Origin of the sequence: Nocardia sp. 852002-51101_SCH5132738 (assembly GCF_001665695.1) — a bacterium.
Classification (GTDB): domain Bacteria; phylum Actinomycetota; class Actinomycetes; order Mycobacteriales; family Mycobacteriaceae; genus Nocardia; species Nocardia nova.
This window is the reverse complement of sequence record NZ_LZML01000119.1, coordinates 22,966-39,751: the sequence shown is the minus strand read 5'-3', so window position 1 is coordinate 39,751 and position 16,786 is coordinate 22,966. Positions and strand designations below refer to the sequence as shown.

Annotated in this window: 15 protein-coding genes; 9 read left to right on the top strand and 6 right to left on the bottom strand. The window is 70.2% G+C overall.

Annotation, left to right across the window (positions count from 1 at the left end; all coding sequences use genetic code 11):
- The first annotated feature begins 60 nt into the window (after positions 1-60).
- Complete coding sequence (locus A5789_RS17665; RefSeq protein WP_063012661.1) at positions 61-1,230, top strand: GuaB3 family IMP dehydrogenase-related protein; 1,170 nt, start codon at positions 61-63, stop codon at positions 1,228-1,230.
- Positions 1,231-1,251: 21 nt separating this feature from the next.
- Here A5789_RS17665 and A5789_RS17660 read toward each other — a convergent pair whose 3' ends face one another.
- Positions 1,252-2,049 (bottom strand): alpha/beta fold hydrolase, encoded by a 798-nt coding sequence (locus A5789_RS17660; protein WP_030513516.1) that lies wholly within the window; start codon positions 2,047-2,049, stop codon positions 1,252-1,254.
- Positions 2,050-2,271: 222 nt separating this feature from the next.
- Between A5789_RS17660 and guaA the strand changes: the two genes are divergently transcribed.
- Positions 2,272-3,849: a glutamine-hydrolyzing GMP synthase gene (gene guaA / locus A5789_RS17655; RefSeq protein WP_030513517.1), complete on the top strand. Its 1,578-nt coding sequence runs from the start codon at positions 2,272-2,274 to the stop codon at positions 3,847-3,849.
- Positions 3,850-3,934: 85 nt separating this feature from the next.
- On the opposite strand, the gene A5789_RS17650 is transcribed toward guaA, so the two are convergent.
- The 4 genes from A5789_RS17650 to A5789_RS17635 all read right to left on the bottom strand — a co-directional run bounded on the left by A5789_RS17650 (position 3,935) and on the right by A5789_RS17635 (position 8,018).
- A complete protein-coding gene (locus A5789_RS17650; protein WP_030513518.1) occupies positions 3,935-4,156 on the bottom strand; it encodes a hypothetical protein in 222 nt (73 codons plus the stop codon).
- The gene (locus A5789_RS17645) at positions 4,149-5,990 is read right to left on the bottom strand and encodes a PspC domain-containing protein (protein WP_064901643.1); all 1,842 of its coding nucleotides are present in this window, start codon (positions 5,988-5,990) and stop codon (positions 4,149-4,151) included. The genes A5789_RS17650 and A5789_RS17645 overlap by 8 nt, the downstream gene beginning before the upstream one ends.
- 139 nt (positions 5,991-6,129) lie before the next feature.
- Positions 6,130-6,819 (bottom strand): response regulator transcription factor, encoded by a 690-nt coding sequence (locus tag A5789_RS17640; protein WP_063012665.1) that lies wholly within the window; start codon positions 6,817-6,819, stop codon positions 6,130-6,132.
- Positions 6,816-8,018, bottom strand: coding sequence for a sensor histidine kinase (locus A5789_RS17635; protein ID WP_064901644.1), 1,203 nt, complete (start codon positions 8,016-8,018; stop codon positions 6,816-6,818). Before A5789_RS17635 ends, A5789_RS17640 begins: the two co-directional genes overlap by 4 nt.
- 222 nt (positions 8,019-8,240) lie before the next feature.
- Here A5789_RS17635 and A5789_RS17630 point away from each other — a divergent pair, with 222 nt between their 5' ends.
- From A5789_RS17630 to A5789_RS17620, 3 genes are all read left to right on the top strand, one after another.
- On the top strand, positions 8,241-8,609 hold the full coding sequence (locus A5789_RS17630) for a DUF6223 family protein (RefSeq protein WP_064901645.1): 369 nt from the start codon (positions 8,241-8,243) through the stop codon (positions 8,607-8,609).
- An 85-nt stretch (positions 8,610-8,694) separates the two neighbouring features.
- A complete protein-coding gene (locus A5789_RS17625) occupies positions 8,695-10,200 on the top strand; it encodes an ATP-binding protein (protein WP_174554960.1) in 1,506 nt (501 codons plus the stop codon).
- A 167-nt stretch (positions 10,201-10,367) separates the two neighbouring features.
- Positions 10,368-11,030, top strand: a complete 663-nt coding sequence (locus A5789_RS17620) for a response regulator transcription factor (protein ID WP_036498325.1) — start codon at positions 10,368-10,370, stop codon at positions 11,028-11,030.
- Positions 11,031-11,037: 7 nt separating this feature from the next.
- Here A5789_RS17620 and A5789_RS17615 read toward each other — a convergent pair whose 3' ends face one another.
- A complete protein-coding gene (locus A5789_RS17615; protein WP_064901646.1) occupies positions 11,038-12,183 on the bottom strand; it encodes a serine/threonine-protein kinase in 1,146 nt (381 codons plus the stop codon).
- 407 nt (positions 12,184-12,590) lie between these two features.
- On the opposite strand from A5789_RS17615, the gene A5789_RS17610 reads away from it, so the two are divergent.
- From A5789_RS17610 to A5789_RS17595, 4 genes are all read left to right on the top strand, one after another.
- A complete protein-coding gene (locus tag A5789_RS17610) occupies positions 12,591-13,322 on the top strand; it encodes a hypothetical protein (RefSeq protein WP_063012704.1) in 732 nt (243 codons plus the stop codon).
- Complete coding sequence (locus A5789_RS17605) at positions 13,322-14,926, top strand: DNA polymerase Y family protein (RefSeq protein ID WP_064908840.1); 1,605 nt, start codon at positions 13,322-13,324, stop codon at positions 14,924-14,926. The genes A5789_RS17610 and A5789_RS17605 overlap by 1 nt, the downstream gene beginning before the upstream one ends.
- 90 nt (positions 14,927-15,016) lie before the next feature.
- The gene (locus tag A5789_RS17600) at positions 15,017-15,784 is read left to right on the top strand and encodes an alpha/beta fold hydrolase (protein ID WP_064901650.1); all 768 of its coding nucleotides are present in this window, start codon (positions 15,017-15,019) and stop codon (positions 15,782-15,784) included.
- 65 nt (positions 15,785-15,849) lie between these two features.
- Positions 15,850-16,746 (top strand): sucrase ferredoxin, encoded by an 897-nt coding sequence (locus A5789_RS17595; protein ID WP_064901651.1) that lies wholly within the window; start codon positions 15,850-15,852, stop codon positions 16,744-16,746.
- The last annotated feature ends 40 nt before the right edge of the window (positions 16,747-16,786 follow it).

Genomic DNA, 16,786 nt, shown 5'->3' with positions numbered 1-16,786 from the left:
GCCGGCGCGCGAGTTCGTCGCACACACCGACGTGGCAGAACACACTAAGGAGAGACATCAGTGCGGGACATGGTCGAGATCGGGATGGGTCGGACCGCCCGGCGTACCTATGAGCTGGACGATGTCGACATCGTCCCCTCGCGGCGCACCCGGTCGTCGAAGCAGGTGTCGCTGGCATGGCAGCTGGATGCCTACCGATTCGACATCCCCGTGGTCGCGCATCCGACCGATGCGCTGGTGTCGCCGGAATTCGCGATCGAATTGGGCCGCCTCGGCGGACTGGGCGTCATCAACGGCGAGGGACTGTGGGCCCGGCACGCCGATGTGAGCGCACGCATCGAGCAGTTGGTCGAGGTGGCCGAGCACAAGGGTCCCGAGGCCGCGGTCGAACTGCTGCAGGAACTGCACGCCGCGCCGATGCAGCCCGACCTGCTGGCCGCCGCGGTCGCGCAGGTGCGCGCCGCCGGAGTGACGGTCGCGGTGCGGGTGAGCCCCCAGAACGCGCGCGCCCTGACCCCGAGTCTGGTGCAGGCCGGGATCGACCTGCTGGTCGTCCACGGCACCATCATCTCCGCCGAACACGTCGGCGGCGCGAGCGCGGTGCCCGTCGAAGATGCCGGCTCGTCGGTGGAACCGCTGAACCTCAAGACCTTCATCGCCGAACTGGACGTGCCGGTCGTGGCCGGTGGCGTCAGCGATCACCGCACCGCCCTGCATCTGATGCGCACCGGCGCCGCCGGCGTGATCGTCGGTTACGGCTCGATGCCCGGCGCCACCACCACCGGTGAGGTGCTCGGTATCGGCGTCCCGATGGCGACCGCGATCGCCGATGCCGCCGCGGCCCGCCGCGACTACCTCGACGAGACCGGCGGTCGCTACGTCCACGTGATCGCCGACGGCGACATCGTCTCCTCCGGCCAGCTGGCCAAGGCCATCGCCTGTGGTGCCGACGCGGCGATGCTGGGTGTGCCGCTCGCGCTGGCCCAGGAGGCGCCCGGCCACGGCTGGTACTGGCCCTCGGCGGCCGCGCATCCGTCGGTCCCGCGCGGCGCGCTGCTGCAGTTCGCCGAGCCGGACGAGCAGCCGGCGCTGGAGAAGGTGCTGTACGGACCGTCCAGCGATCCGTGGGGGTCGGTGAATCTCGTTGGCGGCCTGCGTCGTTCGATGGCCAAGGCCGGATACTGCGATCTGAAGGAATTCCAGCGGGTCGGTCTCAGCGTGCGGGCCTGAGATCGCACGCCGCGGCCCGGCTCAGTTGAGCCGGGTCAGCACCTCCCCGCGCAGGAAGTCGCGAATCGCGGCGTTGACCTGCTCGGGGTGGGTCATGTTGACCGCCTGACGGGCGCCCTCGATTTCGCAGAATCGCGATCCGACCAGTCGCCGTGCCATCTCCAGCGCGTGCGCGCGCGGGATGCCGGCCCGCGTCGGGTGGATGACCAATGCGGGACAGGTGATTTCGCACAGCCGATCCAGGATCGAGTCGCGGGCCAGCAGACATCCGGCCGCGGCCTCGAGCTCGTGCGGATCGCGCGCCAGCCACCGCTTGGTCCACACCGCCCGGTACCAGGCGTCGTCTCCGATCAGCCAGTGCGCCATGTGCTCGGCGAGGGCGTGCCGGATATTCGGCTCCCGCCAGTGGTCCAGGAAGCGGCGCGAGGTCACGAGTTCCTGCGGGGTCGGGCTGTGCGCCTCGGTCGAGATCAAGATCAGCGCCTCCACCCGTTCGGGAGCGAGCAGGGCGGTGCGCATGGCGCTGAACCCGCCCTGTGAGGTGCCGCCGACCACCGCGCGTTCGACGCCGAGCTGATCCAGCACGGTCAGCGCGTCGCGGGCCGCCGTCCAATAGGTGAAGGGCAGCCCCTCGTCGCGGGTGCGGCCGTGTCCGCGCGCATCCCAGGTGACGATGCGGAACTCCGGTGCCAATGCGGCCGCCTGCGATGCGAACATCGTTCGATCCATGAAGAATTCGTGCCCCAGCAGTACCACCGGGCCACGGCCACCGGAATCCTCGTAATGGATTTCGGCATCGATCGCACGGGCGAATGGCACGAGCACGAGGATAGCCGTCGCCGAGTGCCGCTGCTCCGCCTTCGTGATCGCCGCGGAGGAAGGCGGGCATGGATATGTGCTGGCGGATAGGCCGTTTCGCAAGCCCGGCCGGCACCGGCCGATACGACCGGCATCGAACCGGTGGAGTGGGGGCGATCACGGCCTCGAGTCGCAGGCTCGCCCGCCCTCGAGGTGCGCCGATGCCCTCACTAAACTGTGCGGGTGGCAGAAACCCAGCGACCAGTTCTCGTCGTCGACTTCGGGGCGCAGTACGCGCAGTTGATCGCGCGGCGCGTGCGCGAATCCAGCGTCTACTCGGAGGTGGTACCGCATACCGCGACCGTGGAGGAGATCGCCGATCGGCAGCCGCTGGCGGTGATCCTGTCCGGCGGGCCGTCCAGCGTGTACGCCGAGGGCGCGCCGCAGCTCGATCCGCGGTTGTTCGATCTCGACATTCCGGTCTTCGGTATCTGCTACGGATTCCAGGCGATGGCGCAGGCGCTCGGCGGCACGGTCGCGCACACCGGCACCCGTGAGTACGGCCGCACCGAGCTGAACATCGACGGCGGCGTGCTGCACGGCGGACTGCCGACGGTGCAACCCGTGTGGATGAGCCACGGCGACGCGGTCACCGACGCGCCGGCCGGCTTCGAGGTCACGGGGACGACGGCCGGTGCGCCGGTCGCCGCCTTCGAAAATCGCGCCCGGCGGCTGGCCGGTGTGCAGTACCACCCGGAGGTTCTGCACTCGCCGCACGGCCAGCAGGTGCTGAGCCGGTTCCTGCACGAACTCGCCGGCATCCCCGCGTCCTGGACCCCGGCCAATATCGCCGATGCGCTGGTCGAGCAGGTGCGCGAGCAGATCGGCGACGGACACGCGATCTGCGGCCTTTCCGGTGGCGTGGATTCCGCGGTGGCGGCCGCGCTGGTGCAGCGGGCCATCGGAGACCGGCTGACCTGTGTCTTCGTCGACCACGGCCTGCTCCGGGCCGGGGAGCGCGAACAGGTTCAGCGCGACTTCGTCGCCGCCACCGGGGCCAAGCTGGTGACGGTCGACGCGGTGGAGAAGTTCCTCGGTGAGCTGAAAGGCGTCACCGATCCGGAGGAGAAGCGCAAGATCATCGGCCGGGAGTTCATCCGGTCCTTCGAGGATGCGGTCGCCGAGGTCGTGAAGTCCACCGGCACCGAGGACGGCGATGGCGGACCCGCGGTCGAATATCTGGTGCAGGGCACCCTGTACCCGGACGTGGTCGAATCCGGTGGCGGCTCCGGCACCGCCAACATCAAGAGCCACCACAACGTCGGCGGGCTGCCCGAGGATCTGGAATTCGAGCTGGTCGAACCGCTGCGGCTGCTGTTCAAGGACGAGGTGCGCGCGGTCGGCCGCGAGGTCGGGCTGCCCGAGGAAATCGTTGCGCGCCAGCCCTTCCCGGGGCCGGGCCTGGCGATCCGGATCATCGGCGAGGTCACGCCGGACCGGCTGGAAACCCTGCGGCAGGCCGACGCGATCGCCCGCGAGGAACTGACCGCCGCCGGTCTGGACGCGCAGATCTGGCAGTGCCCGGTGGTCCTGCTGGCCGATGTGCGCAGTGTCGGCGTGCAGGGCGACGGCCGCACCTACGGACATCCGATCGTGCTGCGGCCGGTGTCGAGTGAGGACGCCATGACCGCGGACTGGACCCGCCTGCCCTACGAGGTGCTCGAACGCATCTCCACCCGGATCACCAACGAGGTGGCCGAGGTCAATCGCGTGGTGCTCGATGTGACCAGCAAGCCGCCGGGCACCATCGAATGGGAATGAGCGGCTGTCGTCACGGATAGCGGAGAAGGGGCCTTCCAGCATCGGCTGGAAGGCCCCTTCTTTCTGTTGCGGCCTCTTCCGGAGGCTATTTCTTCCTTCGCGGCGAGATCACCAGGGCGATGCCCACGACCACCGCCACACCCACCACGATCCAGCCCACCGGCACCGCACTGTGGAAGGGCCAGGACGTGGGGCCGATGAAGGCCCAGACGCTGACCAGCAGGGCGAGTATCCCGGCCAGCAGCAGCGAGAACGACGGTCCGCGCCCAGTTTCGGTCCGAGTGTCGGCCGTTTCGTTGTCAGCCACGTTTCACCTCCGCGTTTCCGGCGTGGACATCGACGTCGAGAGTGAGAATCGGCCCGTCGGCCGGTCCGGTGGGCCCCTGCGGGCAGGACACGTCGCCCATACTGGCGTTGCAGGTCGCGTGTAGCCGCATCGAGTCCGGCACCAGCACCCGGAAGTCGCCCATCTGGACGTTCACGTGCACCGTGCGATTCTCGGTGAGGGGCAGTTGGCGCAGATCGAGCGTGCCCGATCCCATGGTGATCCGGTATTCCGAGGCCAGATCGGCGGTTGTGGCCGGGGTCCAGACGTGGTCGCCCATGGCTCCGCGGTCGAATTCGACGGGACCGACCATCGAGGCGAGGATGACGAATCCCGCCAGCGGCGCCAGCACCACCATCAAGCCGTAGCCGCGTCGCAGGAACGCGCCGACGATCAGGCCCAGGCCGACCACCGCCAGGGCGACCGCGCCGATCCGCGCGGGTGTCATCCAGTCCGCCCCGGCCGCGGCCACCGCGCCCGCCGCCGCTGCCGCCAGGACGGCCAGACCGATCACCACCGGCGTGAGCCGGGAGCGCGGCCGCTGTGCGGGGACGACCGCGACCGGGCGTTGCTGCGTCGGGGTGGGCAGATCCCAGGCCATGGGCGCCACGCCGAGCGGATCCCAGCCGGCCGCAGTGGGGCCGACATGCGCCGGGTTCGGGATCGGACGGTTGCCGTTCGGCCGTGGGCCGGGAGGAGGCGTCGGGCGAGGAGGTGTGCTCCCGCCGGGCCCGGGCGAATCGTCGGGGCCGGACTCGTCCTCGGCCGGGTGTTCGTCGGAGGGTGCCGCCGATTCGGATTCGGCGGTGAGTGGCCGGGTCAGCGCGACCGTGGGGCGGTCGTCGGCCGGCGCTTCGTCGGTGGGCGAGTCCGGCTCGGTGGCAGCGTGTTCGGAGGTACCGGGATCGGTCGCGGCGTCCGAATCGGCCTGCCGTTCGGACGCATTTTCCGTCGGAACACCTTCTGCGGCCAGGCTTTCGGTCGCAGTACTTTCGGTCGCTTCGGGTGCCGAGCTCGTGCTGTCCGGCGATGCGGTGCCGGCTTCGCCAGGATCACTTTCCGGCGTCCCGGTGGCCGGATCGACCCGCAGTGGGGCGGTGGCGGCGGCTGCGACGATCGGTTCGGTTGCCGTCGACGCGTTGTCCGCCGTCGAAACAGCGACGTTCGACGCCGGTGTCGGTGTGGTCGGAACCTGGCCGCCGGCAAAGGCATTCGGGTCCGGTTCGTAGTGGTCGGGCAGCTTGGTGAAGGGTCCGTACTGGCTTCCGCTCCACGGCGACCCGCCCGGGAAGCTCGCCCCCGGATACCCCGTCGCCGCGATCCCGCCCTCGGCCGTCAGCGGATAGGAGCCGTCGATCGGCGGTTCCGGCTGCCGCATGTACAGCAACCACCAACCGGCCACCATCAGCGCGAAACTGATCACCCCCGAGCCGCCGAGTCCGACACCCACCGGGCCCATCGTGGTGACCGCGATCGCCAGAGCGACGATCAGCACGATGGTCTTGGTGGACGACTGCGAACTGCGTCCGCGGTTGATCAGGCCCTCCGCGGGTGAGACCGCATCACCCGCCGGAGGCAGCAGCAGCCATGCCGCCAGATACAACACGATGCCCGCACCACCGAAGATCGTCGACACCACGAACGCGACCCGGATCAGTACCGGGTCCACGCCGTAGCGCCGGCCGAATCCGGACGCCACGCCGGCGACCGGACTCTGTCCCGGCAACCGTGTCGGACGCGTCCGCCACAGGTGCTGGAGCTGTTCGCTGAATCCCGTCCGGCTCGTGCCGCCGGTCCCGCCGCTCGCTGTGGTCATAGCTCAATGGTGGCCGTGAGCAGCATCGAATGGCATCGGGGTTCACCCTGAAAACGAACCTGAACTACATCCGGACGGAATCGACTCGACTCGGGCCGCCAGACGACGGCGGCTCGGGGCACGGTCGGACAAGTTCGATCTACGGTGCCACCAGGCCCGTTCGATAGGCGATGACGACCAATTGCGCGCGGTCGCGCGCGCCGAGTTTGACCATCGCCCGGCTGACGTGGGTGCGGGCGGTCGCCGGACTGAGGAACAGTTCGGCGCCGATCTCGGCATTGCTCATGCCCTGGCCGACCAGGGCCAGCACCTCCCGCTCACGGTCGGTCAGTACCGCGAGCCGCTGTTCGGCGGCCTGGTCGGCGGCGCGGCGAGCCGTGAACTGGGCTATGAGCCGGCGAGTGATCCGGGGCGCGAGCAGAGCCTCACCGGCGGCGACCACGCGGATAGCGTGCAGCAGCTCGGCCGGACCGGCATCCTTGAGCAGAAAACCGCCGGCGCCGGCCTGCAGTCCCTCGAAGACATAGGCATCGGTGTCGTAGGTGGTCAGGATGAGGATCCGGACATCCTGCAGCCCGGTCGTCGCGGCGATCTCGCGGGTGGCCTGAATGCCGTCCATCGTCGGCATGCGGATATCCATCAGTACGACATCCGGACGCAGCGCACGAGCTTTCCGCACGGCTTCGGCGCCGTTGGCGGCCTCTCCGACGACCGTGATGTCGTCCTCGATATCGAGCAGGAGCCGAAAGCCCGACCGCACCAACTGCTCGTCGTCGACGAGCAGAACCCGGATCGGGGTGCCACCGTCCGAGTCTGCCGTACTCCTCACAGGTTCACCGTTTCCGTCGTGGCCAGGGGCAGCCGGGCCGTGACCGCGAATCCTCCGTGCGGAAGCGGGCCCGCGTCCAGATCACCTCCCAGGAGCCGGCATCGCTCACGCATACCGAGGATGCCGCGCCCGGCGGTACGCGCTGGACCTGCGAAAGATGCGGCGGGTGACTGCCGCCCGTCGTCGGTGACCCTGATGTCGACCGTGTCGGCACCGTAGTTCACCTCGACCGAGACTCGCGTCGCGCCGGCATGGCGAATCACATTGGTGATCGATTCCTGCAGTATCCGGTATATCGCGGTGCCGACCGCGCCGGGTATCTCGGGAGGCGGTGCGGGCGTGCCGAATTCGACCTCGAGCCCGGCGTCGCGGGCCGCGGCGGCGAGTTCCCGGATCTGCCCGAGACCCGGATGCGGGGCGCGGTCGTCGAGAACTCCGAGGACCGCCCGCATTTCCGACAACGCCCGAGAGCTGGTCCGCTCGATGATCTTCAGGGTCTCACGCGCTTGTTCGGGCCGTTTGTCCAGCACGTGCGCGGTGACACCGGACTGGACGTTGATGACGGCGATGGCGTGCGCGACCGTATCGTGCACTTCGCGGGCGATGCGGAGACGTTCCGCGTCGACCCGGGCGCGGGCCTCCTCCTCGCGAGTTCGTTCCGCCAGCTCGGCGCGCTCCAACGCCTGTGCCGCAATGACTTTCCGCGAGCGGACACTCTCGCCGAGCGCGGCGCTCATCACCGCGGCGCCTATCCGGAAATAGACCCAGCCGATCGCGGCCGGCGGTTGGACGTCCGATGCGGCGGGGAGCCAGATCGCGGTAAGGACGGCGATCCCCACTCCGGCCACCACCAGCGAGCGCCGCCCGTCACCGTGTGCGGTGAGGGTGTAGAGCGCTACGAACAGTGCCAGCCATCCGGGTCCGTCCGGGAAGTCGAGGGCGTAGTAGATCGCACTGGTGAGCGCGGTGACGGCGAATACCGCGACCGGATATCGGCGCCGCAGGACCAGGACGGTGCCCGCGATGATCAAGAGGAGGTAGCCGAGATATCCGAAGTCCGAGAGCGGGCGCAGCACCTCCTCGGGCCGGCCGCTGTTGCGGACGACGGTGCCCTGGACCTGCATCACGGTGATGAATACCGCCAACAGCAGATCCTGAGACCAGCCCGGCAGGCGCAGCGGTGTGACGCGGTCCGGCATGTGGCGATCATAGGAGCCCGAGGCGGCCTGGGACGTCGTGCCGAGCGCGCGACTTCGTACGTCGCGGTGCGCGGTCGGCTACGCCGAACGGCGTATTCGTCGTCGATCCCGGGCCGATGCCCGCGAGCGGGTCGCGGCGCGACGATCGTCGCGTCCGCAGCCGATTCCGAGTCCGTGGGACCCGCACGGCAGCCGGCTGCCGCTCGACCGAAAGGATTCGCGATGCCCGCACTCGATGTGTTCGCCGCGCTCTCGACCACCCGCCTCTCCGTCGTGGCCGCCGGGTACGAGGTCGGCGTCGGCCGGACCGTTCCCACCATCGCGGCCGTCCTGGGCTTGATCAGCGTGATCGCCGGTGGGTCGGCGGTCTCGGCCCGCGGCCACCGCGTCGGCACCCGCCGGTCCCGGGCCGTCACGGCGCTGGCGCTGGGAGCGGTCGCCGCGGTCGTCGGCGCCATCCACGGGGCCGATGCCGCCGGTGGTTTCGGTACCGGCAACGGGCTGGCCGGCGCGATCGCCGCGGTGGTGCTCGGGCTGGGTGGCGTGGTTCTGGGTAGCCTCTCGCTGGTGCGTGCTCGCCGCCTCGGATAACACGGCGCCGTCGGCGACCCCGAGATCGGGAATCCGGGTATTTCCCGATGGTCGGTTGTCGGGGTGACGTGCCAGTATCGAAGGCATGTACCCCTCCATGCCCGCATTCGACGCGCGTTCGGGGTTCGACGGTCGCGGGGGGTTCGAACCTCGCGCCGGTGTGGACGGTCTCGGGCCGGACGGCCGGGGCGCCGATCCGGTGCTCGAACAGCCGCGGTTGCTGCGGCGATCCGGTGGCCGGGTCGTCGGCGGGGTCGCGGGCGGTATCGCCGACCATCTGGGTGTCGACGTCTTCAAGGTGCGGATGGCGTTCGTCCTGCTGTCGGCCTTGATGGGGGCGGGGATCGTGGCCTACGGGCTGCTGTGGATCTTCACGTCCTCGGGTGCGGACGGGCCGCCGCCCACGGCGTCCGAGCGGCGGCAGGCCGTCGGGCTGGTGCTGCTCGGGCTGGCGCTGTCGGTCTCGATGGCGTGGCTGTTCAACGGGACCGCGGCGCGGGTGGTCGCGCCGATCATCGTGGTCGCCGTCGGTGCGGCGCTGGTGTGGCGCGAATTCGATGCCGAGGGGCCACGTTCCATTCTCGGCCTGCCCGCCCGGCCGACCGTGCTCACCTGGACGCGCATTCTGGCCGGGGCGACGCTGATCGTGGTCGGGCTGGGCGTGGTGGTGCTGGCCCGCATCAACCTGAGTTCGCTGGGTTCGGCACTGATCGCGGTCGCGGTCACGCTGATCGGCGTCGGACTGCTGACGGTGCCGCTGTGGTTGCGCATGATGCGCGCCCTCAATGCCGAACGCTCGGCCCGCATCCGCAACGAGGAACGCGAGGAGATCGCCTCACATCTGCACGATTCGGTGCTGCAGACCCTGGCGCTGATCCAGCGGCAGGCCGACGATCCGCAGGAGGTCGCCCGGCTGGCCCGCAGCCAGGAGCGGGAGCTGCGGAAATGGTTGTTCGAGGATTCCATGCCCGCGCAGTCGAGCCTGGCCGCCGCACTGCGCACGATCGCCGGTGAGGTGGAGGACCAGTACGGGGTGCAGGTGACTCCGGTGACCGTCGGCGACGTCTCGATGGATGTCGGCGATACCGGATTCGGCCTGCCGAAGGAACATTTCACCGCCCTGCTCGGCGCCACCCGGGAGGCGCTGGTCAACGCCGCCAAACATGCCGGTGTGCCGACCATCGACGTCTTCGCCGAGGTGGAACCGCATCAGGTCAGCATCTTCGTGCGCGATCGCGGCACCGGGTTCGATCCCGCCTCGGTACCGGCGGACCGGCAGGGCCTGGCGAAATCCATTCACGCCCGGATCGAACGCCGCGGCGGCACCGTCGAGGTTCAGACCGCACCCGGCCGCGGCACCGAGGTGCGAATCATGATGCCTCGCAAGGATTCCGAGGGCCAAGAGGAATTCGCCGCAGCCGGCGTCGACCGTGCAGAGTCCGGGGATGCCGAGTCCGCGAGTGCGGAGGGACACCGCTCCGGCACGGCGGCCGAGGCCGCCGACGCGAGCCGCGCCGGTGATTCGCACAGCGCCGCGACGACCGAACCGCGAGGGGAAACCGCGGATACCGGCCCGGGCAGGTCGCGGTAGCGGGCGGAGCGTGCGGAGATGGGGGAGGCGGGCACATCGGCAGCGGTACCGGCCCTGCCCACCGCGATGCGGTTTCCGGCACCCCGGCCACCGATGTGGTACCGATGAGGAGTTCGGCGCTGCCGCGCCCGGCAGCGGGCCGGCTCGAGGTGAGGAGAACTGTGACGATCCGGGTCTTTCTGGTCGACGACCACGCCGTGTTCCGGTCCGGGGTGCGGGCGGAGTTGAGCCGCGAAGCCGATATGGATGTCGTCGGGGAAGCGGGCACCGTGGCCGAGGCCGTGGCCGGAATCGACGCCGCGCGACCCGATGTGGTGTTGCTGGATGTGCATATGCCCGACGGCGGCGGTGTCGCGGTCCTGCAGGGCATCGACGATCGTCCGAACGGTTCGGCGTCGGGTAACGGCCCGGTATGCCTGGCGCTGAGCGTCTCCGATGCCGCCGAGGATGTGATCGCGGTGATTCGCGCGGGCGCGCGCGGTTACGTCACCAAGACCATCTCCGGTTCCGAACTGGCCGAAGGCATTCGGCGCGTCGCGGGCGGCGACGCGGTGTTCAGTCCGCGGCTGGCCGGTTTCGTGCTGGACTCGTTCACCGGGCGCTCACCGGCCCCCGAACCCCCGCTGGATCCGGAACTGGATTCGCTGACCCCGCGCGAACTGGAGGTGCTGCGCCTGCTGGCGCGCGGCTACACCTATCGCGAAATCGCCGAAACCCTGTTCATCTCGGTGAAAACCGTGGAAACCCACGCCTCCAACGTGCTGCGAAAAACCCAGCAGTCCAACCGCAATGCGCTGACTCGCTGGGCGCACCGCCGGCGCATCGACTGAGTCGCGCCTACATCGCGGCGACGAGGATCACGATCAGGATGAGCAGTCCGATCAGCAGGCCCACCGCGATCGCGAGCGGCGCCGCATTGGGCCCGAACTTCGTGAAGTCGATGTCGACGAGCTTCGATTTCCCCAATTTCGGTTGCTGCGCAACGGCACCGGCCGCGGCGACCCGCGGCGGGCGGGGCAGCGGCGCGGAATGCGGACTGCGCAGTCCGGCGGCCGAATTGCGGGCCGCCCAGGCCGGAATGGTGCCGTCCTCGGTGCGGATCGGAGCGCCGAGAATATAAGGCCCGGTGCCGGGACCGAAGGCGGCGGTGAGGATTTCCTCGCGGGCCTCGGCCATGGTGGGGCGACGCTGCGGCGCCGGTTCCATCATGTGCAGCAGCACCTGGGTGAGCGGCCCGCTGCGGGTGGGCGGAATGATCTGTGCCATCGCCGCGCGCGTGACGATGACGTCGTTGTCGTCGTCGAATCCGTACGGCGGATGTCCCTCGATCGCGGTGTAGAGCGTCGCGCCGAGGGAGAATACGTCGCTGGCCGGGCCCGGCTGAGCACCGCGCGCCACCTCCGGCGGCAGATAGGACGGGGTGCCGGTGATCACGTCTTCCGGTTCGTCGAAAGCCTCACCCGCACTGGAGATACCGAAGTCGCTGAGTTTGGCCATCCCCACCTCGGAGCCTCGATCGGCGACGAGGATGTTGCCCGGTTTGATGTCGCGATGCACGATTCCGCCGGCATGGGCGGTGGCCAGGGCGTCGGCCACCTGCGCGCCGATCTGCGCGACCTCGATGGGGGAGAGGGTGTCGGCCAGCGCGAGTGCCTTGGCGACGCTGCGCGAGGGCAGATACTCCATCACCAGCCACGGTTCGCCCGCCTCGAGCACCACGTCGTAGACGGCGATCGCGTGTTCGTGCGAGAGCTTGGCCGCGACCCGGCCCTCGTGCACGATCCGGTTGCGCACCTCGGTCGCCTCGGCCTCGCTGAGCCCGGCGGTGGTGAGCACCTGTTTGATGGCGACCTCGCGGTTGAGCAGCCGATCGGTGGCGAGCCATACCGCACCCATACCGCCGCCTCCGAGTTTGGACTGCAGGCGGTAACGGCCGGCGACGAGATAGTCGGGGCCGACGATGGGGCGGGCGCGTTCGGTCACGGCGCGAGGATAGCCGAAAACCAGGGCGACCGGCCTGCTTCGGACCGGGGTTGGCGGCGGTCACAACCCGGCGGGCGGCCCGCCGGACGGCCCCGATGAGTGGTGGGGACAACAGCCGCGACCGGTGACGGAACAGTCGCAGTGGGACTGATGTGACACCTGGGCCGGTGCGGCTTGACGGAGACCGGTCGGAAGGTTCTACTGATCACCGGATCGAACGTATATTCGATTACGATCGATAGCTGAATCGGTGCTGAATCCGCTCGGCGGTGCTTCCGACGTTGTCGGGGGATGCGAGCCCCGGCGCAGGTGGGTGAGGCGGAGGAGGTGCGGTATGTAGTCGATGCCGCGGTGCGGTGCATCGAGTGCGGTGGAGTCCGTTCGGTGAGAGATAGGTGGTCGGCGAGATGGGTTCGGCTGGTGACGCGCGGGCCGTGCAGCTGGCGGAGCTGCGGCGGCGGATGGCCGCGGTTCCAGCCCGTGGGGTCGAGGTCGTGGAACGCCCGCCGACAAGCGCTGAACTGCGCAGAGAGCTTCTTCCCGTACCGCCCGCGCTGGCCGGGCTGCTGCCCGAGGGCGGGATGCCGAAGGGGGCGGTGGTGGCCTACTCGGGCGCGGGTTCGCTGCTGACCGGCCTGCTGGCCGCGGTGACCGGCGGCGGGGGCTACGCCGCGGCCGTCGGCTTGCCGCGGCTCGGATTGCTCGCCGCCGCGGAGATGGGTGCCGATCTGGGCCGGCTGGCCGTGGTGACCGAACCCGGCCCGGACCCGGTGGAGGTCGCCGCAGTGTTGCTGGATGGTCTTGATCTGGTGGTGGTCGGCCTGGCCGGTATATCGGTGCCGCCCAGCCGAACTCGAATTCTCGCCGCCCGCGCCCGCAGCAAAGGGGCCACGCTCGTGGTGACCGGTGGCGCCTGGAGCGGTCCGACGCTGCGGATCGACACCCGGGTCGCGGGCTATTCGGGCCTGGGGCGTGGTCGCGGCCGGTTGCGATCGGTGCGCTTGAACGTCTGCGTGCGCGGCCGGTCCGCACCGGAGCGCACCGGCACGCTCGACCTGTGCCCGCGCGACGGCCGGGTCGAATGGCTTGTACCGGAATCGGATTCGCCGCCTACCGCGCTGTCGGCAGTGGGGGCGTGATGAAGCGACCCGGGTTCCGCGTCTTGGCGGTGTGGTGTCCGGACTGGCCGGCCGCGGCGGCGGCCGCCGTGGCCGACCTCTCACCGTTGCGACCGGTGGTGGTGCTGCACGCGAATCGGGTGGTGGCCTGTTCGGCGGTGGCTCGCGATGCGGGGGTGCGGCGCGGTCTGACCCGGCGCGAGGCGCAGGCGCGCTGCCCGGACCTCCATGTGGCGCAGGCGGATCCGGACCGCGACGCGCGTCTGTTCGAACCGGTGGCGACGGCCGTGGACGCGACGGTGCCGGGAGTGGAGGTCTTGCGTCCCGGTCTGCTGGTACTCGCCGCCCGCGGCGCCGCTCGTTACTTCGGGTCCGAGGAGGAGGCCGCCGAACGCCTGGTCGACGCGGTCGCCGCACTCGGTGTGGAATGCCGGATCGGCATCGCCGACGAACTGTCGGCCGCGGTGACAGCCGCGCGCCGGGCGCAGATCGTCGCGCCGGGCGCCGCCGCGAATTTCCTGGCGCCGCTGCCGGTGGGGGAACTGGCCGTGGAGCCGAGCCTGGCTCCACCGGAGCGCGCCGAACTGGTGGATCTGTTGCACCGCTTGGGTTTACGCCGAATCGGCGATTTCGCGGCCCTCACGCCCGCCGAGGTCGCCTCCCGGTTCGGCGCCGACGCGATCCGGGCGCACCGGTGTGCCCGTGCCGAACCGGAGCGCCCGCCCTCGGCGGCCCCGCCCGCCCCGGACCTGATGGTGGAGTACCGGTGCGATCCGCCGATCGAGAGGGTCGATGCCGCCGCCTTCGCCGGTCGCATGCTCGCCACCCGGCTGCACGAACGCCTGGCGGCGGCCTCGGTGGCCTGCACCCGGCTGGCGGTCCACGCCGAAACCGCGGCCGGGGAACAGCTGTCGAGAATCTGGCGCTGTGCCCAGCCGCTCACTCCGGAGACCACCGCGGACCGGGTGCGCTGGCAGCTGGACGGCTGGCTCACCCATCGCGCCCTGACCAACGGAAAACGCGGGCGGACGGGCGATTCCGAACCGCCACCGTCCGCTCCGATCACGCTGCTGCGCCTGGAGCCGGTCGAGGTGGTTGCGGCCGGTGCGCTGCAGCTCGGGCTCTGGGGCGGGGTCGGCGAGGAGGATCAGCGCGCCCGCCGCGCCCTGACCCGGGTGCAGGGTCTGCTGGGCGGTGAGGCGGTGCGGATCGGTGTCCTCAGCGGCGGCCGCGGTCCCGTCGAACGCGTCACCTTGATCACCTTCGGTGAGGAAGCGGTTCCCGCCGCCGATCCCGGCCTGCCGTGGCCGGGCCGGCTGCCGCAACCGGCTCCCGCGGTGGTGCTGGTCAACCATCCCGAGGTCCGGCTGGAGTCCGGCGACGGCAGCCCGATCTGGCTCACCGACCGCGGCATGTTCACCGCCGAACCGGCCGAATTGCACTGGGGCAGCAAGTCGTGGCGGGTCGCGGGCTGGGCCGGTCCCTGGCTGCTGGACGAACGCTGGTGGGCCACCGGCGATTCCGGAGGCGCCGTCCGCACGCAGATCCTGCTCGACACGGAGGAGCGTGCTCTACTGTTGCTCGGCTACGACCACATCTGGCACGTGGAGGGACTCTACGAATAGCGCCGGCGCCGCCGATGCCCCTGGGCGCGGGCTATGGAACACCCCACAGGCTGCGGCGACGGCGCCCGCAGCGACGTACCCTGGCTGATCGTGGAGTCGAACGTCATCCGGGTGCCCCTGGCGGGGGTGCAGATCGCCTATCGGGATTCGGGCAGCGCGCCGACACCGCATCCGCTCTCGGAGGTCCCGGTGGTGCTGGTGCACGGGATGGGTGGCGACGGCCACACCTGGGATCGCTTCGCCACCGCGCTGATCCGATCCGGACGCCGGGTGATCATTCCCGATCTGCGCGGACATGGCCGCAGCGAACACACCGCCTCCTACCGGTTCGAGGAGTTCGGCACGGATCTGCTGCGCCTGTGCGATCGGCTGGAACTGGCCACCGTCGATCTGGTCGGGCATTCGCTCGGCGGATACGCCTGCTCGTGGGTGGCCATCGAACGGCCGGCCCTGGTCCGGCGGCTGGTCCTCGAGGAACAGCCGCTGCCGCTGCGTTCCGGTGACGAACAACTCACTCTCACCCGGCGGCTGCCGTCCGTGCCGGAACTGTGGCATGCCACCACCAGTCTGCTGCGTCATCCGCGTGCGGTTCTGGCCTTCGACCGGTCGATGACCACTCCGGCGCTCGAGCAGTTCCGCAAACCGCATCCGGAATGGTGGGAGCGGCTGGCGGATATCACCGCAGCCACGGTGATGTTGCGCGGCGGTCCCGGCGGCATGGTCGATCCGGAGAAGTTGAAGATCTTCCGCGCCAGTGTCCCGGACTGCCGGGTCGAGGCCTTCACCTGCGGGCACAGCATCCACCGCGACCGGTATCGGGAGTTCGCTTCGGTGGTGCTGCCGTTCCTGGAGCGCTGAACGTGGGGGCCGATTCCCGTTCCGCACCACCCACCTCGCAGGTGCCCGCGAGCAATTTCGACGGGCTGCCGTGTTCGGCGGCAGCGGCCGATATTCCCCTGCCGGGCAGCGCGACCCGGGTGAGCGGCTGGCTGTGCATCGAACAACCCGGCGCCTGGGGCCGCGATGTGATCGGCGATGCGGTCCTCGGTGCCGAGCTCACCGCCGAACTGGCCGCCCGCACCAAGGCCGCGCGCGTCCGTCCCACCCTCATCCGGCGTCCCGGCCGCGGCGAATTCACCGGTGTGCGAACGGTTCTGCTCGCCGCCTCCCGGCCACAGGGTTCGTGGTGCGAACGTCTGACCGTCACCGATCCGGAACAACTTCTCGATATCGACCTGCACGTGCTGAACGGTCCCGCGCCGGGAATCGGTGAACGGGTGACCGATCCGCTGACCCTGGTGTGCGCACACGGTAAGCGCGATCAGTGTTGTGCCCGGCTGGGACGTCCGATCGCGGCCCGGCTGGCGGCCGAATATCCGGATCAGGTCTGGGAGTGCTCGCATACCGGCGGGCACCGGTTCGCGCCCGCCATGGTGATCCTGCCCGAGGGGTTGACCTACGGCCGGGTCGACGGCGAGGACGCGGTCCGGGCGGTGGCGCAGGCGCGTCGTAACCACCTGTCGCTGAAGGGGTTTCGCGGACGAAGCGGCCTGTCACCGGTCGAGCAGGTGGCGGAGATCGCGGTGCGGGAACGGGTGCCGGCCGCCCTCGACCAGTTGACGGTGACGGCTGTCGAGCCGAACATCCCGATCTCGGATCCGGCGACCTTCGCCGGCGCCGCCGAGGTGACCCACACCGACGGCCGCCGGTGGCTGGTTACCACGCGAACCGTCGGCTATCCGCCCCGCCAGGCGAGCTGCGGCGCCGCCCCGAAACCGGCGTCGGCGATCGTCGTGGACGAAATCCACGAGACCACGTGACATTTCGCCGCGGGTGACCGGCGGCGGGAGCGAGCGCAAC

Excerpts from the sequence above, each read along its gene's own strand:
- A5789_RS17605 (WP_064908840.1), top strand. The coding sequence starts at position 13,322 with ATGAAGCGACCCGGGTTCCGCGTCTTGGCGGTGTGGTGTCCGGACTGG.
- A5789_RS17625 (WP_174554960.1), top strand. The coding sequence starts at position 8,695 with ATGTACCCCTCCATGCCCGCATTCGACGCGCGTTCGGGGTTCGACGGT.
- A5789_RS17610 (WP_063012704.1), top strand. The coding sequence starts at position 12,591 with ATGGGTTCGGCTGGTGACGCGCGGGCCGTGCAGCTGGCGGAGCTGCGG.
- A5789_RS17645 (WP_064901643.1), bottom strand. The coding sequence starts at position 5,990 with ATGACCACAGCGAGCGGCGGGACCGGCGGCACGAGCCGGACGGGATTC.
- A5789_RS17635 (WP_064901644.1), bottom strand. The coding sequence starts at position 8,018 with ATGCCGGACCGCGTCACACCGCTGCGCCTGCCGGGCTGGTCTCAGGAT.
- A5789_RS17630 (WP_064901645.1), top strand. The coding sequence starts at position 8,241 with ATGCCCGCACTCGATGTGTTCGCCGCGCTCTCGACCACCCGCCTCTCC.